The sequence below is a fragment of the Bacteroidota bacterium genome, from assembly GCA_017303975.1.
Classification (GTDB): domain Bacteria; phylum Bacteroidota; class Bacteroidia; order JAFLBG01; family JAFLBG01; genus JAFLBG01.
On record JAFLBG010000010.1, the window covers coordinates 62,411 to 80,986 of the forward strand.

The 18,576-nt window shown below is 33.6% G+C and carries 13 protein-coding genes; 10 read left to right on the forward strand and 3 right to left on the reverse strand.

What is annotated here, in order from left to right; all coding sequences use genetic code 11:
* Window positions 1-20 precede the first annotated feature (20 nt).
* Genes J0M08_05650 through J0M08_05675 form a run of 6 tightly spaced genes read left to right on the forward strand, consistent with a single transcriptional unit; the run spans window position 21 to window position 7,955 of the window.
* A complete protein-coding gene (locus J0M08_05650) occupies window positions 21-1,559 on the forward strand; it encodes a hypothetical protein (GenBank protein MBN8702526.1) in 1,539 nt (512 codons plus the stop codon).
* Window positions 1,559-2,509, forward strand: a complete 951-nt coding sequence (locus J0M08_05655; GenBank protein MBN8702527.1) for an ATP-binding cassette domain-containing protein — start codon at window positions 1,559-1,561, stop codon at window positions 2,507-2,509. Before J0M08_05650 ends, J0M08_05655 begins: the two co-directional genes overlap by 1 nt.
* 25 nt (window positions 2,510-2,534) lie before the next feature.
* On the forward strand, window positions 2,535-3,848 hold the full coding sequence (locus J0M08_05660; GenBank protein MBN8702528.1) for an ABC transporter permease: 1,314 nt from the start codon (window positions 2,535-2,537) through the stop codon (window positions 3,846-3,848).
* A 10-nt stretch (window positions 3,849-3,858) separates the two neighbouring features.
* Window positions 3,859-4,788: an exopolyphosphatase gene (locus J0M08_05665; GenBank protein MBN8702529.1), complete on the forward strand. Its 930-nt coding sequence runs from the start codon at window positions 3,859-3,861 to the stop codon at window positions 4,786-4,788.
* A 13-nt stretch (window positions 4,789-4,801) separates the two neighbouring features.
* Window positions 4,802-5,965, forward strand: coding sequence for a sigma-54-dependent Fis family transcriptional regulator (locus tag J0M08_05670; GenBank protein ID MBN8702530.1), 1,164 nt, complete (start codon window positions 4,802-4,804; stop codon window positions 5,963-5,965).
* A 4-nt stretch (window positions 5,966-5,969) separates the two neighbouring features.
* A complete protein-coding gene (locus tag J0M08_05675) occupies window positions 5,970-7,955 on the forward strand; it encodes a hypothetical protein (protein MBN8702531.1) in 1,986 nt (661 codons plus the stop codon).
* Between the two features lies 1 nt (window position 7,956).
* On the opposite strand, the gene J0M08_05680 is transcribed toward J0M08_05675, so the two are convergent.
* Complete coding sequence (locus tag J0M08_05680) at window positions 7,957-8,181, reverse strand: heavy-metal-associated domain-containing protein (protein ID MBN8702532.1); 225 nt, start codon at window positions 8,179-8,181, stop codon at window positions 7,957-7,959.
* A gap of 122 nt (window positions 8,182-8,303) precedes the next feature.
* Between J0M08_05680 and J0M08_05685 the strand changes: the two genes are divergently transcribed.
* Entirely contained in the window at window positions 8,304-9,425 is a 1,122-nt protein-coding gene (locus J0M08_05685; protein MBN8702533.1) for a glycosyltransferase, read from the forward strand.
* Here the strand turns inward: J0M08_05685 and J0M08_05690 are convergent.
* Window positions 9,415-10,092, reverse strand: coding sequence for an ATP-binding cassette domain-containing protein (locus J0M08_05690; protein MBN8702534.1), 678 nt, complete (start codon window positions 10,090-10,092; stop codon window positions 9,415-9,417). The genes J0M08_05685 and J0M08_05690 overlap by 11 nt on opposite strands.
* Before the next feature lie 139 nt (window positions 10,093-10,231).
* Between J0M08_05690 and J0M08_05695 the strand changes: the two genes are divergently transcribed.
* Both J0M08_05695 and J0M08_05700 read left to right on the forward strand, forming a co-directional pair.
* On the forward strand, window positions 10,232-13,387 hold the full coding sequence (locus tag J0M08_05695) for a tetratricopeptide repeat protein (GenBank protein ID MBN8702535.1): 3,156 nt from the start codon (window positions 10,232-10,234) through the stop codon (window positions 13,385-13,387).
* Between the two features lies 1 nt (window position 13,388).
* A complete protein-coding gene (locus J0M08_05700) occupies window positions 13,389-15,104 on the forward strand; it encodes a TonB-dependent receptor (protein MBN8702536.1) in 1,716 nt (571 codons plus the stop codon).
* A 160-nt stretch (window positions 15,105-15,264) separates the two neighbouring features.
* Here J0M08_05700 and J0M08_05705 read toward each other — a convergent pair whose 3' ends face one another.
* The gene (locus J0M08_05705; protein MBN8702537.1) at window positions 15,265-16,047 is read right to left on the reverse strand and encodes a hypothetical protein; all 783 of its coding nucleotides are present in this window, start codon (window positions 16,045-16,047) and stop codon (window positions 15,265-15,267) included.
* A gap of 413 nt (window positions 16,048-16,460) precedes the next feature.
* Here J0M08_05705 and J0M08_05710 point away from each other — a divergent pair, with 413 nt between their 5' ends.
* A complete protein-coding gene (locus J0M08_05710) occupies window positions 16,461-18,566 on the forward strand; it encodes a WG repeat-containing protein (protein ID MBN8702538.1) in 2,106 nt (701 codons plus the stop codon).
* Window positions 18,567-18,576: the final 10 nt, after the last annotated feature.

Below are 18,576 nucleotides of genomic sequence, written 5' to 3' on the forward strand. Positions count from 1 at the left end.
TTAATACAACTGTAAGTTTAATGCAAAAAGTAATCAACAAATTAGGCAAAAAGGATTTATTTAATCTTATCAAATCGCTTACAAAAGGCGAAAAAAGATATTTCAAACTTTTTGCCGGTATGCAAGAAGGGGAAAAACACTACCTAAAAGTATTCGACATAATTGAAATGATGGAAGAATACGATGACGATGAAATAATTGAAAAAATTGCTGACAAAAAAATTATAAAAAATTTACATGCCGTAAAACATTACTTGTTTGAGTTGATTTTAAAAAGTTTACGAGTATACAACTCAGATAAAAACAGCCAATATACGCTACAGAACAAACTACTGGATATTGATATACTTTTAGAAAAGGGGTTAAATGATATAGCCTATTTATGGATTACTAAAGCATTAAAAACGTCTAGCGAAATAGAAGAGTTTAATCTTATCTATTCGTTTTTAGCAAAGAAAGATAACTTTCACATCAAAACTCGTTTCGTAAATATTGACGAGTCTGACCTAGAAAAACATATACTGCAAAAAAAAGACTCCTTATCTAATATTTCTGAATTCGAAAACAATAAAGAGCTCTTAGATAAGCTTGAGTTTATAAATAAAAAGGGCCTTTTCTCTGTTGCGGAAAGTGGAGAAAAAATCAAACAATTACTTCAGAGCACACATTTACAAAAAGAGAAATACACAACTGTAAGAGCAAGTTTAGATTATTATTATATAAAATTGCTTGAAGCGTATTTCAATAATAACTCAGAGGATGGATTAAAACATTCGATTGCATTTTTAAACACCCTAGAAACATCTCCATCTTTAATTCAGCACAGCCCTCTTAGATACCTCTATTCTATTATTAATGTTATTTCATCCTGCAGTATACTTCAGTACTATAAAAAGTCTATTGAATTTTGCGACAAGCTAAAACAAAACTTAAACACCTATAAAAATGTCATTAATGTTAACGAATATAACAATATAGTTGTTACCCAGCTTATTCATAAAGCATGGGGGGAAATACACCTACCTATTACCACTAATAAATCTGACACTCCATCACAGTTAGAAAAATACTGTGATGCAAATGAAGAAATAACATCAAAAGAAAGAATGATAAACTGTTATTTTGCATTAACAAAAGTTTATTTTTTCAATGGTAACTATAAAAAGTCATTGCAATTTGCAAATAAACTAATTGCCTTCGAAAACAGCGACATACAAGCAGATTACTTTATTGCAGGACGTATAATACAAATACTTACACATATAGAAAAAGAAAATTTCTTAGTAGCAAAAAACCTCATAAGAGAATTTGAGAAACTTCCGGTTTTATATAAGTCTCAGTCAGTATTCATTTCAGTAGCTAAAATTTACTATAAGTTATTTACGAATAAAAAAGAGCTTGATGACAAACTAAAAATTGAATATGAGAACGTAAGAGAACTTCAAAAAAACGAGAAAGAGCAATTCTTCTATAGACATTGCTATTTGGATATTTGGCTACAAAGCAAACTAGAGAAAAAGCCTATTTTACAATTAATTCAACAATTAACCAGAGACTAATGCATTCCATTCTTACTGTAAAAAATGTTTCAAAAAAATATGCATCACACGTTGCATTAAACAATGTTTCATTGGACATTCCCTCCAATTGTATATTTGGATTGTTGGGTCCAAATGGAGCAGGTAAAACATCCCTTATTCGAATAATTAATCAAATAACAGGTCCTGATAGTGGTGAGATATATTTTAATGGCGAAAAACTCAGCCCCAAACACACTGCCGAAATTGGTTATTTGCCTGAAGAAAGAGGTTTGTATAAAAAAATGAGTGTAGGCGAACAAGCACTGTATTTGGCACAGCTAAAAGGATTAAAAAAAAGTGACGCAAAAAAACAATTGATAGAGTGGTTTAAAAAATTTGATATTTACTCGTGGTGGGATAAAAAAGTAGAAGAGCTTTCCAAGGGAATGCAGCAGAAAGTACAGTTTATCACAACCGTATTACATAAACCCAAACTACTAATACTAGACGAGCCTTTTAGTGGATTCGACCCAATCAATGCCAATCTAATAAAATCAGAAATTCTACATTTAAAAAAAGAAGGTACTACTATAATTTTTTCTACACACAACATGGGCTCAGTAGAAGAACTGTGCGATTCCATCGCACTAATTAACAAATCTGAAAAAATACTGGATGGCTCTGTAAAAGAAATAAGAAAAACTTTTAAATCAAATATGTATGAACTAAAGTTTACAGGAAGCTCTTTGGCTTTTGCAAATGCACTTTGGAGTGGAGCAAAAATACTAGATCAAAAAAATGAAGATGAACTCACTTCAGTTACGTTACAATTACAAAGCGATCTTAAAATAAATCAAATATTACAACTTATTTTACCGGTAGTAGAACTTCATCATGTAAACGAAATTGTGCCCAGCATGAATGATATTTTTATACAAAAAGTAAGCGAAACAAAAACTGTTGGCACACAATCAAATTTTACAGAATAAAAATTAACCCACTAACTAATATTAAATGAAAAAAATATTTCTAATTATTGAACGAGAATACTTAACACGCGTTAAGAAAAAATCGTTTCTACTAATGACAATCCTTGGCCCAATCTTACTTGCTGCAGTTGCTATTGTCCCCGTTTGGATTAGTGGAGTTGCAGACAAAACAAGAACAATTGTGGTGGTGGATGAGACACACAGTTTCAGAGAATTGATGCGCAGCACACAAAACCTTCGATTTGATTATAATTTTATTGATGCCAATATAGATTCTGTAAAAAGCATTTTCAAAAACGATGAAAATGTATCTATCCTTTTCATCCCTAAAAACATTATGGCATCAAATAATGCAATTCTATATTCTACTGAACAGCCAGGAGTGCAACGAATATCGTATCTATCTAGCTCTCTTTCTTCTATCATTGAAAAATCTAAAATGGAGTTAGAGAACGTAGATCCATCTATTGTGGATAAAGTGAAAACTACCATTCATATAAAAAATAGTGTGGATGATGAAACAAGCGATGTTGGACTTAACACTGCAGTAGGACTGTTGTGTGCAGTATTAATATACATGTTTATATTCATTTACGCAGCACAAGTAATGAGAGGTGTAATGGAAGAAAAAACATCGAGAATTGTAGAAATTATAATTTCTTCTGTTAAGCCATTTCAACTAATGATGGGAAAAATAATTGGAGTTGCGCTTGTAGGTCTTACACAATTTGTGGTCTGGATTGTACTATCGCTTACGCTTTTTTCTGTTTCGCAAAATGCTTTTATGAAATCGAGAATAAGCAGCGATAAAATTGAACACGTGTATAAAACGGCATCGCCAGACATGGAGCAAAAATTCAATAAAGTTGAAATGACAGAAAAAGGAAAAGAAATATTCTCTAATATTTTACGTATAAACTGGCCATTAATAATAAGCAGTTTCTTATTCTATTTTCTGTTTGGATACCTTACCTACAGTGCATTATTTGCTGCCATTGGAGCTGCCGTAGATAGCGAAGCCGACACTCAACAATTTATGCTTCCAATTACCATACCGCTTATTTTATGTTTTTCCTTGATGAACAATATTATTGAAAATCCAGATGGTCCTATTGCATTTTGGTTATCTATATTTCCACTTACATCTCCATTAGCCATGATGATGCGCATTCCCTTTGGTATTCAAGCATGGGAGTTAGCTTTGTCTATGAGTGTATTGATTGGAGGATTCATTGGAACAACTTGGATTGCAGGTAAAATATACCGAACAGGAATTTTGTTGTACGGCAAAAAAATTACATACAAAGAATTATGGAAGTGGTTATTTTACAAATCTTAAACCATACATTTTGCCAATAGCAATAATTGATTTAGGAACAAACACATTTAATCTTTTGATCGTAAAGATTACTAACCAACGTGCTGAAAGAATATTTAGCACCAAAATTGCCGTACGATTAGGAGAAGGTGGTATTTCTAAAAAACACATTTCGGAAGCTGCAGAACATAGAGCCATTCAAGCTCTAAGACAATACAAAAACACATGCGATACCTACAACGTAAAAAACATATTTGCTTTTGCTACTTCTGCCATAAGAGAGGCAACCAACGGAAAGGAATTGGTTAAGAAAATTGCGGCAAACACCAATATAGTTGTTAATATTATTAATGGTGATAAAGAGGCCGAACTTATTTACCACGGGGTAAAAAAAGCCGTTGAGCTTACAGATGCACCAAGCCTCATTATGGATATTGGGGGAGGAAGTACCGAATTTATTATTGCAAATAAAACAACAATACTCTGGAAACAAAGTTTCCTACTAGGCGTTGCCAGATTACTGGAAGTGATTAAACCAAGCGACCCAATACAACAACAAGAAATAGAAAATACAATTACTCATTTCGAAAATACACTCTCTTCCCTATTTCAAAAAATAGAATTACTACAACCTATCGAACTTGTAGGCTCTTCAGGGTCATTTGATACTTTTGCAGAAATGATAACCCAAAAAAATGGAGCTCAATTTGATGTAGAAAAGCAAACATCGTATCTATTTAAACTAGAAGACTTTAAAGCTACTCATCAATTTTTATTAAAATCTACACAGCAGGAAAGATTGCAAACTCCTGGACTCGTGCCCATGAGAGCCGACATGATTGTACTGGGAAGTATTTTCGTAAATTATATTTTAGAAAAAACCAACTTAAAAAAAATGAGATTGTCTACCTTTTCATTAAAAGAAGGAGTATTAGATAGAATAATTAACAACGATTTATAACAAACAAACTAATATGAGCAGTGCAAAAATTTTACTCATTGATGACGAAAAAAGTATTCGCAAAACACTTCGTGACATTCTAGAGTTTGAAAACTATAAAATAGATGAAGCCGTTGATGGAATTGAAGGGATAGAAAAAGCTTCGAAAGAAAAGTACGATGTAATTTTGTGCGACATAAAAATGCCAAAAATGGATGGCATAGAAGTATTAACGAAGTTGCAAGATATAACTCCGGAAAGCTCTATAATAATGATATCCGGACACGGCACAATAGAAACAGCAGTAGAGGCGGTAAAAAAAGGCGCTTACGATTTTATTTCAAAACCACCTGATTTAAATCGCTTACTAGTAACACTAAGAAATGCGCTAGACAAATCGACTCTCGTAAAAGAAACAAAGACTCTAAAAAAGAAAATTGCTAAAACAATAGATATAGTAGGCGAATCGAAAGGGATTACGCAAATAAAAGAAATGATTGACAGAGTTGCTCCTACCGATGCGCGTGTATTGGTTACAGGAAGTAATGGTAGTGGGAAGGAACTAGTTGCAAGATGGATACATGAAAAAAGCAACCGTTGCAATGGCCCATTAATTGAGGTTAATTGCGCTGCAATTCCCGGAGAGCTTATTGAAAGCGAACTTTTCGGACATGAAAAGGGTGCATTTACCTCTGCTGTTGCACAAAGAAAAGGAAAATTTGAACTTGCAGAAGCAGGAACATTATTTCTAGATGAAATTGGAGACATGAGTCTCTCTGCGCAAGCAAAGGTTTTACGAGCATTACAAGAAAATAAAATTACACGAGTTGGTGGCGATAAAGAAATAAAAGTAAATGTGCGTATTGTAGCAGCTACCAATAAAGATTTAACAAAAGAAATAGAAAAAGGAAACTTTAGAGAAGACTTGTACCATCGTTTAAGCGTAATTGTTATCCACGTCCCCTCTCTTAATGACAGAAGAGACGACATCCCACTATTAATCGAACACTTCAACAACCAAATTTGTAGCGATTATGGTATTCCAACCAAATCATTTACGAAAGAAGCCATTAAAGAACTACAAAAAATAAATTGGACCGGAAATATAAGAGAACTTAGAAACGTAACAGAGCGCTTAATTATCTTATGCGACAAATCGATTTCAGACAAAGATGTTCTAGCATACGCAAAAAAATAGATGTATGATTAATCCCAACCTAAAACAAGAATTTCTTAACGAAGCTATAAGAATAGGAGATGAACTTTTATTAAAAGCAAAAGTTGAAAACGAAACCTATTACTGGGAAACCGCTTCCTTAGATTATGCAAGCGGTTCAGCATCTCCCGGAATAAAATGGATTGCGACAGAAGGGATATACAATGGCACATCAGGAATACTTCTGTTTTTTTTAGAACTATACAAACATACCACAAACGAAAAGTACATTCCCTATATACATGGCGGTGCCAATTGGCTGATAGCAAAAACAAAAAAAGAAGAAACCGATTACTATGCCTTAATAACAGGACGTACAGGCGTTTCTTATACACTGTTAAAAATTGGTCAAGTACTAAAAAATAAAAAATATATAACACAGGCAGTAGAAATAATAAAAGATTGTGAAAAATTTTTAGTTGCTAACAAACCAATTGAAGATGTATTAAATGGAATTGCGGGAACTATTTTAGGATTGCTGCACCTCTACGATGAAACCAAAGATGAATCCCTTCTTAGATTTTTAAACAACTATATAGCCAAACTAATTTCGCAAACACATTTTAGCGAAAAAGGAATTTACTGGGACCGTTCCTATCAGCAAATAAGAGGACTTTGCGGATTCTCGCATGGTGCAGCAGGAATCGGAGCTGTATTTTTTGAGTTGGCGCATTATTTCAAAAATCCAACTTTCAACGAACTAGGAGAACTCGCATTTGAATACGAAAATCAATTCTACAATCCTCAATATTTTAATTGGCCCGATTTTAGAAAAGGATTTTATTCGGAAGAAGATTATACTAATGCAGAAGAGGCATTAAAAACAAACGACAAAACCTATTTTACAAAACCGGGATACATGAGTGCTTGGTGTCACGGAGCGCCAGGAATAGGACTAGCCAGATGGAGAGCGCATCAACTTACAAACAATAAAGAATATTTGCAAGATGCGTTAAACGCTACAAAAAACACAGTATTAACAGAGCTTGGAACCGGACATAGCGGCAAAACATTTTCATTATGCCACGGAAAAGGAGGAAATGCAGATATATTTATTGATGCTTACTTAATCACACAGTCAGAAGAATATTTGAATTACTCGCTAACAGCCGCAGAGATGGCATTGAAACACAAAAAAGAAGGCAATCTATATCACTCGGGGTATTCAACTTTTAGCGAAGAAGACACCAGTCTTTACATGGGAAATGCAGGGATTGGATATTTCTATTTAAGAACCCTCTTCCCCAAAAGTGTTGATTCTATTACGTTCCCAACACTCAAAAATCAAGTTACAAACAACGATTACTTAAAATATAATTTTATCACCATTTCGGCAGAGGAGCTAAGAAAAATACTTCTTAGTAAAATTTTCCCTCGCACACTACATCATTTAGAATCAAGCAAGAAAGAATATATTTCCGGCAAACTAAAAACAACTACCTTCTACCAAATTAAATCAGAGTTACTAAACAACCCAACACTTTTTGTAGAAGATAATTCGCTCCAAAAAGAAATACTTACTCTTGAAAAAGAAAAACACCTACTTGACGCTACTAGTATAAGCAACGCCTATTTGTATGCATTGAAATATTTCAATGGGAAAAACTACCAGCAGTGGATTAACAAACAGGAAAACGAACGCACCCAAACATATTTACAATTCGACCCAACAATAAAAAAATTACAACTGGAATATGATATCACTTTAAACAATAGTGAACAGGAAAAGGAAGAAACTTATATATACTTAATTCCAAACTACATGGGTGTAACAGAATGGAAGGTTTCGCCTCTTATTGAAGCAATTGGAGATGTATTTAAAGAATCGAAAACAATTGCTACCGGAATAAACGAACTTGTTGATTTATTTGATACCGAGGGTAATGAGGCTGAATCAGTAAAAGCTAAAGACCTAGTAAAAAATCAGATTTACGAACTTCTAAAATCAGGCATTCTATCCATCCAAAGCTAATTTAAGATGTTAGTTGAGCAGTATAAATTTCAGTTTCATTAATTGCATGTAAGATTGTATCAATCGAAACCCGCTCTTCTTTAAATTCAACAAAAGCATTTTTTTCTTGCAAAGAAACTGTTGACGAAACTACACCAGGCGTATTCTCAAGAATTGCAAGTACTTTCTTTTGACAATGACCGCATGTCATTCCTTCTATTAATAAAGTTGCTTTGTGTAGTGCCATGATTAAATCTATTTTAGTATTAAACTCAATGCAAAGATATGGCTTAATTGAATTTGAGCTGCTTTTTTCTAATTAAGTTTAAATGTTAAATTTGGGTGCTGCTAATCAGTGTTACAAAAAACTTGAATCAAACTATACATATTGTTGCCTTTGATGTGCCCTACCCACCAAACTATGGAGGTGTTATTGATATTTTTTATAAAATAAAAAAACTGCATCAAGTTGGAGTAAAAATTATTTTGCATTGCTTTGACTATGGACGAGGGCAACAAAAAGAACTAGAAAATTATTGCCAAACCATACATTATTACAAACGAAATTTATCAAAACGGTTGTTTTTTAGTCCGCTTCCGTTTATAGTTGCCTCTAGAGCTTCCAACGAACTTATCAAAAATTTGTGTACAGATAATTTTCCAATCTTGTTCGAAGGTCTTCACTGTTGCTTCTACCTAAATGATAGCAGATTAAAGAATAGAAAAAAAATTGTACGCACGCACAATATAGAACACGACTACTACCAACAACTTGCTTCAGTTGAAAAAAAAATATGGAAACGAATGTATTTTTTAAATGAAGCTAAAAAACTAAAGAAATTCGAAAACAATCTTGCATCTGCCAATGTATTGGCGGCAATTTCGCCCAACGACTATATACATATTCAAAATTTGAAATTTGAAACTCAAAAATCGATATACCTTCCTGCTTTTCATGGTTTCGACAATGTTGACATTTCATTAAATACAGAAAAATTTTGTTTATTTCATGGCAATCTTTCGGTTGGCGAAAACAACGAAGCTGCCATTTTTTTAGCAAAAAAAGTATTTAACAACTTATCCGTTCCACTAGTAATAGCGGGAAGTAATCCATCCAAAGAGCTAGTAGAATTGGCACAAAATAACGACAACATCACACTAAAAGCAAACATATCTACTAACGAGATAAACGATTTAATTGCAAAAGCTCAAATAAACATATTACCTACACACCAAGGGACAGGAATAAAACTAAAATTATTGGCAGCACTTTTCAGGGGCAAACATTGTTTAGTAAATACTACAATGGTAGAAAACACCGGATTGGAGGATTTGTGCATTATTGCGAATAGCGCGTCAGAATTTAAAAAAGAAATAAACAGGTTAATAAATACTCCATTTAGAGAACAGGATATTCAAAAAAGAGAACAAACATTAGACCCATTCAACCCACAAAAAAACATCAAAGATTTAATTTCAGCTATCTTTTAGAATCAATAATACTTCCATTTTCACACTTCAAGGTGCGAGACGGGAACTTGGAGTATTGCAACACGTCATGCGTTGCAATTAATACAGCCCTTCCATTTTTACTGATATCCAGCAAAAGTTTAATAATCCCTTCGGACGTTTCCGGGTCAAGATTTCCCGTTGGCTCGTCAGCAAGTATAACCTCCGGGTCATTTATTAATGCACGTGCAATCGAAACTCGCTGCTGCTCTCCACCTGACAATTCGTGGGGCATTTTAAACCCTTTGGTACTTAGCCCAACTTTCTCCAAAACCACTTGCGCGCGTTGCTCCATCTTATCTTTCTCTTTCCAACCGGTTGCTTTCATTACAAAAAACAAGTTCTCTAAAATACTTCTATCGGTTAATAATTGAAAATCTTGAAAAACGATACCCAACTTTCTTCTCAAATAGGGAATCTCTTTTCTTTTAATTGTTTTCAAATTATATCCTGCAATCTCCGATTCTCCTTGCATCAAGGGCAGTTCGGCATACAATGTTTTAAGTAAACTACTTTTACCACTCCCCGTTTTTCCCAACAGATAAACCATTTCTCCTTTATCAATTGCAATAGTTAATTCGCTCAGAATTAAATTATGCTTCTGAAAAATAGAAACCTTATCTAAATTGATGATTGTGTCTAAACCCATGGTATATTATTTACTGTAAAATTCAATTTTTTAGTGAACATCCCAAAAGAACGCAAATACTTATTTCAACAAACCTACGTTAATAACTTAATCGAGCCCATTTATAAGCTAAACTACTGGCGAGTAAATTTACGTACGAATGAAAAAATTATTCTTACATATAAACATCGCTCAAATTAGCCTCTGCTTTTTGTTGGCACTAGTGCTATTTTTCATTTGCGCTTCGAGTGCTTACGGACAAACAACAACAATCTATACAAACGAAGATGCCGTGTTTAAGCAAGCTCTCGAATTGTTTCAAAAACAAAAATATGGCTCTGCTCAAAATCTTTTTACATCTGTAATAAAAAAAAGAAAGTCGGAAGATTTGGTAAAAGCCGATGCCCAATACTATCATGCAGCATGCGCCATAGAACTGTTCAATAAAGATGGAGAACTACTTCTAAGAAATTTCATTGAACAACATCCGGAGAGTCCGAAAATAAAACTAGCCTACTTCTATCTTGGCAAAAATAATTTTAGAAAAAAGAAGTACAAGGAAGCATTGGAATGGTTTAAACTAGTTGATGTTTATCATTTACCAATTGAAGCCAGGTACGAATTTTACTTTAAACGTGGGTATAGCTTCTTTGAAGAAAAAGATTTTGAAAAAGCAAAAACAGATTTTTTTGAAATTAAGGACGTAGATACAAAGTTTACACCCGCTGCAGTATACTACTATGCGCACATTTCGTATAACGAAAAAAATTATGAAACAGCCGTTCAAGGATTCCTAAAGCTTCTCGGGAGTTCTGAGTTTGGAGGAGTTGTACCATACTACATTACTCAAATTTACTACTTGCAAGAAAAATATGATGATGCTATTTTCTTCGGCACTCCACTACTCGATTCTAGTAACACCCAAAGAGTACATGAGATAGCAAAAATAATTGGCGAAAGCTATTTTAAAACAGACCGATACAAAGAAGCTATTCCACACTTTGTTAGATATGAAAAAGCAGTGGGACGCTTAACACAAGATGATTACTACAAAATAGGATTCTCATACTATAAGCTAAATGAAATTGACAATGCAATCAAATATTTTCAAAATGCTACTGCGGGCAACGAAGAAAACATTACGCTTCAAACGGCACTCTATCACCTAGGCGATTGCTATATTAAAAAAGACAAGAAAAAAGCTGCACAGAGCTCATTCTATGCAGCATCTAAAATGGATTTTGATTTGCAAATGCAAGAAGATGCAATGTACAGTTATGCAAAACTGTGTTACGAATTATCCTTCAATCCTTTTAATGAGGCAATTGATGCATTTAAAACCTATATTATCAATTATCCAAAATCAACTAGAATTGATGAAGCCTACAACTACTTGCTGAATGGCTATATTACAACTAAAAACTATGGTGAAGCAATAAAATCAATAGAATCAATCATAAATCCTACGGAAGAATTTAAGCATGTATATCAAAAAGTAACCTACTACAAAGCCATCGACCTATACAACAACCAACAAATTGATTCTGCTATTAAATACTTTAACAAATCGCTAACCGAACGACACGATAAAAACATTACTGCATATTGCAACTATTGGAAGGGCGAATGTTACTACAGAAAAAAGAATTACCCAAAAGCAATTGAAGAATATAAATTATTTATTGAAAGCCCCGGAGCTGTTAATCTTAGCGAATTTGTACTTGTAAATTACAACACTGCTTACTGCTACTTCGAATTGAAAGATTATACAAATTCAAATCTTTGGTTTAGAAAATACACAAACAATACAACAGTAACGGATTTAAAAAAATTAAATGATGCATACAATCGCATAGGCGACAGTTATTTTATGATTCGAAACTATGACGGAGCTGCAAATGCCTATGGACAAGCTATAAAAATAAATTTACTTGACATAGACTATGCAATGTATCAGCGAGCAATGGCTTTAGGCGTAGAGAAAAAATTTGAGGACAAAATCAGTTCGCTACAAAGCATACTCATCAACTTTCCCAACTCAACATTTGCACCACCCTCTAAATATGAGCTAGCAAAAACTTACTTAGTATTGGGTAAGGAAAATGAGGCACTAACGTATTACAAAAAATTAGTAAGCGAATACCCCAACAGTAGTTACGTAACCAAAGCCCTTAGTCAAATTGGATTGATTTATTTCAACAAACAACAAGATGACGAATCGATGAAATACTTCGACATGGTAATAAAGCGTGATAGAAAATCTGTTGAAGCCATGGAAGCCCTTGATTTCGTTAAAAAAATATTCATTGCCAAAAATGATGTAGAAGGCATGAGAAAATATTATGAAGATGCATCTGTAACTATATCAGACGGAGCACTTGATAGCATTAGCTTTGAAATAGGCAAAAAACACTATGCCGAAAGAGATTGCGAAAATGCAGTAAAAGATTTCACTAAATATTTACAAAAATTCTCTGACGGAATATTCACACTCGATGCCTCTTTTTACAAAGCAGAGTGCGAGTACAAATCGGGGTACCTAGAAAGTGCGTTAACCGGCTATAACTACATTATTCAAAAACAAAAAAACATCTTTACAGAATCCTCTCTAGTTAGTTCCGCTAGTATCAATTTCAAACTAAAGAAATATACCGAAGCCGCTGCAAACTATGCTGCTATTGAATCTCAAGCCGAACAACAAGCAAATATTCACAATGCTAAAATTGCGTTGATGCGTTGCTACTTCGAACTAAAAAGATACAATGAAGCAATTGCTTACTCAACCAAAGTTCTAGGGTTGGAAAAAATTTCGACAGATATATCTGACGAAGCTCACATAACCATTGCTCGTAGTAACATGGCTCTTGAAAAATACGATGATGCGTTAGTAGAATATACTTCCATTGCCCAAAACTCGAAAAGCGATAAAGGCGCGGAAGCCATTTATGAAATAGCATATATCCAATTCTTAAAAACCGAATTTAAGGAATCGGAAAAAACTATATTTCAATTGGTAAATTCAGATAATGCAAGTTCCTATTGGATTACCAAAGGGTTGATTCTACTAGCCGACAACTACCAAGCCAAAAATGATTTATTCCAAGCAAAACACACACTTAAAAGTGTAATAGAAAATACCGACATAGAAGATTTGAAGAAAATTGCAGAGCAAAAATTTAATTCTATTCTAGAACTAGAGCAGAAACAAATTCCTGTGCTAAAAGCCGAAGATTTAAAAGTAGAATACAAAACCAATTCTTTAGAATACCAAAACTTGTTTCAAGAACCAGCAATAAACGATAGCATTCAAAAATAAAATGGATAGAACAAACGAAACACATGTAATTATAGAGAAGGCCGCAAAAAGTATAAATGCTGCATGCATTGTACTTGTAAAGGTTGTTCTGATTGCTGTTTTATTATTATTGCTATTTGCGCCTACTGCAAATGCACAAGGTGGAATTGACAGCTTAGAGTTTATTACCATAAAAGGATATCAGCCCACTATTGCAAACACGGTAAAGCTTTCGGAGCAGCCCTCATTTAAAGATTCTACAAAAAAAATAATAGTTCCTCCGTATGTTATAACACCCAAAAAAGTAAATACTGTTTTTGTTTTGGAAGAAATTAAGCCCGCCAAAATGGTTGGAGAGCCACTTACAAAATTATATAGAAGTATGTTAAAAGTTGGTGCTGGAAATTATGCTACTTCTTATGCCGAATATTTGTACAGCAACCTTCGCTCAAGAGAAGTAAATTACGGCTTACACATGAAACACTTTTCATCACAGGCAACACTAAAAAATTATGGATTTAGCGGTTTAAGTACGAATAGCATTGATATATTCGGAAAAAAATTTCTTGCAAAACACACCATTAGCGGCAATTTCTTATACGACAGAAATGTAGTCCATCATTACGGTTATGATACCGAAAAACACAACCTGTCTAAAAACGCCCAAAAGCAAGTATTTAATTACCTAAATCCAGTTGCTCGAATAGTTAGTCACATAAAAGATTCAAGTAAAATAAACTATGATATCACCTTACAACACCATTTCTTTAGAGATATTTACGAAGCAAAAGAGAATAATTTTTCCGCAAGCGGCATACTTACTACCTACTACGACCATCAATTAATTACCCTCAACTCCGGTGTAGATTTTTATGCTAATTCTATGCCAACCGATACATTTAACAATACCATCATAAAATTAAATCCCTCCATCAAATCAGGAGGTAAAACATGGGAAGGCGAATTAGGCGTATCTGTATTTACGGATATTAGCCAAGAAGCAACCATTTTTAAATTTTATCCAAGTATAAATTTCCACTACCATGTGATAGATGATATTTTTATCGCCTATACAGGGTTTACCGGAGGGTTAAGCAGAAATAGTTTTAGAACACTTGCGTTCGAAAATAATTTTATAACACCCAACCTCACACTAAAAAATACCGATAATGTGTTTAATGCATTCTTAGGAATAAAGGGTTCTGTGAGTACAAAAGATGCGTATAATTTACACGCTACCTATTCACGATACAGAAACATGGCATTGTTTAGCGTGGATACAACAGAGATACTGTACAATAAATTTAATACAGTTTATGATGATGTTATGGTACTCGATGTTACCGGAGAATTTCAGTATCAAACCACCGAGAAAATGAAAATTATATCCAAAGCCTCTTTCTTCAACTACCAAACAACTACAGAATCAAACACATGGTACAAACCCAATGTTCAAGTTAGTGCGGGAGTAAATTATAATTTAAGAGATAAAATTGTAGCAAAAGCTGATTTGTTTTATGTTGGCAAACGATCGGCACAGCAATTTGCAAACAGCAAACTAGAGCCTATAACACTTCAATCTTTTGTGGACGTAAACATTGGAGCCGAATACAAATACAGCAAACTAATTAGCGCATATGTAAATTTTAACAACCTAAGTGCAACACGTTACCTACGCTGGAATAATTACCCTACTCAACGATTTAACTTGCTAGTTGGCGCTAGTATTGCATTCTAGCTCTTTTGCATTCGGGATTAAAATAATGCCCTTCTCCAAAATAACTTAGCACCAGTATTCTGTTTTGCATCACTCTATCTAACCAAATACATCAATAAGGGTTCTGGTTCTATTGACTCCACAAACATTATGGAGAAAACTAACGCTAACTAAATAAAAATTATTTTTTGCGAATTTCTTCTACGGAATTGTCGTAGCAAAGGTAGTAGGTACCTTTTTTAAGATTTGATAAATCTACTTGTTTCGAAAAACCTTTTTTTAGAATATTACCAAAATCATCATACACCTCGTATAATGACTCTGAAGAAAAGGTAATCAAACTTAAATCGGAAGAAGCATTATAATCAATGGATTTGTTTTTAGAAGTAAAAGTTATTGGTTTAGAGTATTTAGCCACTTTGTTGTAACCAACTTGCTTAACTCTAAATTTATTCTCCCCAGAATGTGGTATTAACTGATAAGAATACTCGTTTTGTTCAGAAGTCCCTTTACCTTGTATTTCACCTACCGGAATCCATCTCGTCCATTTAAACTGCTCAATAACAAAGGGCAAAGATCCATTCTCGTTCTTGGTTGTCCACTTTAGTAACCCACTATTAGAAACATTGATAGAAACAACATCAAAGGTTGCTTGAGATTTCAATGCATCTGGATTTAGTACTTTAGGCTTACAACCTTCTTTATGCTTTATTTCAACAGTAACCGGAGTTCCTGGTTTCATTTGAAATTGAGTAAAATCAACCTCAAAAGCAGATGAATTAATTTCATCTGTAGCTACCTTTCCATTTACTCGAACCTCAAAAGTACAAAAGCCAACCCCATTCTCACTAAACCCATTTTGAATAACCAGATTTCTGCTTTGGTATTTACCTTCCAAAACAATAACGCCTGCATTAGCAGCAAGTGAAATAGATATAAATAATATGAAAACTAGTTTTTTCATTTAAAAATTTCATTGCAAATATACTCTATAATGACTGCAAAGCAATACCCCTGCCAAGAATTTATTTCAAAAATATTAACATGTTTTGAGGGTAGCCGATAAATACTATAAACTTGTTTTTATCTTAACAAAAAGATATAGCGAAGCCAGAACTAAAGCTATGAATATCAGTATTTTATATGTTTTGGGGAAATGTATTCCGGTAATGTTTTTATCTCTTCTGTACGACCACAGCATCAAAAAAACAAACGCGATAAAAAATAAAATGGCAAATATTATTTGTCCTTTGCTAAACATGGTATCCGGTTTCTAATAAATAACTCCTATTCTATTGCTACTAATACACTTACCAGTAAATTGAGTTTTTATTTCTAAATTAAAGCTACGAATAAAAGCTCGATTGATAAAAACATATGCGCGCATTACATCTATTTTTACTTTTAACCACACCCTCCTTTTTAGTTGCAAGCAAGATAGATAAAGGCTTTAAGGCACTTTCCATTTACAATTATTTTGAAGCAAAAAAAATATTTGAAAAAAACATCAAAAAAAATCCGGTAGCTGCGTATTATGGATTAGCTACCATTTATTCCCGCAACGACAATCCATTCTATCAAATTGATACCGCATACGTTTACATCAAAAAAGTATCTTTTAATTACGGAATTCAACCTTCCAATGCGCACGAAAAATTCAAAAAACATGGCATTACCCGAAAATCAATCGATAGTTTAAAAAACACGGTATTCGAAAAAGCTTTTGCTTCCTATAAAAATTCACTCCCTTCTTTAAATTATTTTTTAGAAACATACACAGATGCGCCTCAACGTAGCTTAGCTTTAAACAGTAGAGATAGTATAGTATTTGCGGAAGTGAAAAACATAAACACAGCAGACTCTTATATTAATTTTATTGAAAACTACCCCTCTTCCAAACAACTAAAGGAAGCTAAAACACTTTACGAAACAGCCAAATACAAAGAAGCAACTGCCAACAAAACCATTGACGAATACGAAAAATTCTTGAGAGAAAACCCATATAGCCCTTATAAATACGATGCAGAAAATGCATTATTCTCGCTCATGATAACTAATGGAACAATAAACGAGTACCAGTATTTTATAAAACGATTTCCAAACAATCACAACGTAGAATCTGCTTGGCATGCGATATACACACTTTATACAGCCGACCATAAACCTAAATCCATTGCAGAGTTTAGATTCAAGTTCCCTGATTATCCGTACATGGACAATTTGATAAGCGAGCTGGATTTAGCTCTGACAGAGTTATATAAAGTAAAGCAAAACAACAAATGGGGATTTATAGATGCAAGTGGGAAACAAAAAATTGGCTTTGTGTACGACTGGGTTGAGGATTTTTCTGAAGGCTTAGCAGCTGTAGGACTGAATGGCAAAGCCGGCTTTATAAACAAAGCAGGTAAAATAATTGTACCCTTTGAATACGATGATGTAGAAGCTTTTAAAAATGGATTTGCATCCGTAAGAAAAAATGAAAAGGCTGGAATGATAGACAAACTAGGGAATATAGCCATCCCCATAGAATATCAAGACATTGGGGATATGAACGAATATTGCGTTTGGATAAAAAAGGGCAATCAGTATGGGTTTCTAAATAATTTGGGCAAATCAATTATAGAGCCGTTGTATGAAAATGTACACGACTTTAACCAAAACCTTGCAGCAATAAGCATTTCGGGCAAGTGGGGATTTATTACCAAACGCGGAAGCATATTAATTGCGCCTACTTTTGATTGGGTTGAAAGTTTTGAAAACAACTTTGCACGAATAAAAAACAACAATAAATATGGATTGATTGACACCCTTGGTCAATTTGTATTCCCTTGCGAATACGATGTTTTAGACAGAACAGAAGATTTGTTTATTCTAGTTAAAGATGGCAAATATGGCTTTGGAAACAATTTAGGAAAAACTAGTATCCCTTTGGAATACGACTATTCTCCGTCTATCGTAAAAGGTTTATTCGAAAATGGATTTGCTAAATTGCAAAAAAACAAAAAGCAAGGCATGGTTGATAAAACCGGAAATATACTTGTGCCCATTGAATATGATGAACTCAATTATTTTTCGAACGAGTTAGCGGCAGTGCGAAAAAAAACAAAGTGGGGATATATCGATTTACAATTAAAATTAGCCATTGGATTTCAGTTTGACTACGCTACCAATTTTTTAAATGGATATGCCTGCGTTAAAAAAAAGGAGAAATGGGGGCTAATTTCTAAAGATGGGAAGTTTCAAATAACCCCTGAATACGAACAAATGCAGCTACCTGCACTAAAATGCAATTGCTTATTCGTAAAAAAAGAAAAATGGGGAATTGTATCTTTAAAAAATGAATTGCTTGTAGATTTAACTAACGACAACATTGAAATTATTGATGCTAACTTGATAAAACTTTCGAGAAATAGCGCAAATGCTTATTATAATTGCACGTTAAATAAATTAATTTGGAAGGAAGATAGTTATGATGTTCAATAAAAAAACAAGT

Excerpts from the sequence above, each read along its gene's own strand:
- J0M08_05650 (MBN8702526.1), top strand. The coding sequence starts at position 21 with ATGCAAAAAGTAATCAACAAATTAGGCAAAAAGGATTTATTTAATCTT.
- J0M08_05655 (MBN8702527.1), top strand. The coding sequence starts at position 1,559 with ATGCATTCCATTCTTACTGTAAAAAATGTTTCAAAAAAATATGCATCA.
- J0M08_05660 (MBN8702528.1), top strand. The coding sequence starts at position 2,535 with ATGAAAAAAATATTTCTAATTATTGAACGAGAATACTTAACACGCGTT.
- J0M08_05670 (MBN8702530.1), top strand. The coding sequence starts at position 4,802 with ATGAGCAGTGCAAAAATTTTACTCATTGATGACGAAAAAAGTATTCGC.
- J0M08_05675 (MBN8702531.1), top strand. The coding sequence starts at position 5,970 with ATGATTAATCCCAACCTAAAACAAGAATTTCTTAACGAAGCTATAAGA.
- J0M08_05680 (MBN8702532.1), bottom strand. The coding sequence starts at position 8,181 with ATGGCACTACACAAAGCAACTTTATTAATAGAAGGAATGACATGCGGT.
- J0M08_05690 (MBN8702534.1), bottom strand. The coding sequence starts at position 10,092 with ATGGGTTTAGACACAATCATCAATTTAGATAAGGTTTCTATTTTTCAG.
- J0M08_05695 (MBN8702535.1), top strand. The coding sequence starts at position 10,232 with ATGAAAAAATTATTCTTACATATAAACATCGCTCAAATTAGCCTCTGC.
- J0M08_05700 (MBN8702536.1), top strand. The coding sequence starts at position 13,389 with ATGGATAGAACAAACGAAACACATGTAATTATAGAGAAGGCCGCAAAA.
- J0M08_05705 (MBN8702537.1), bottom strand. The coding sequence starts at position 16,047 with ATGAAAAAACTAGTTTTCATATTATTTATATCTATTTCACTTGCTGCT.
- J0M08_05710 (MBN8702538.1), top strand. The coding sequence starts at position 16,461 with ATGCGCGCATTACATCTATTTTTACTTTTAACCACACCCTCCTTTTTA.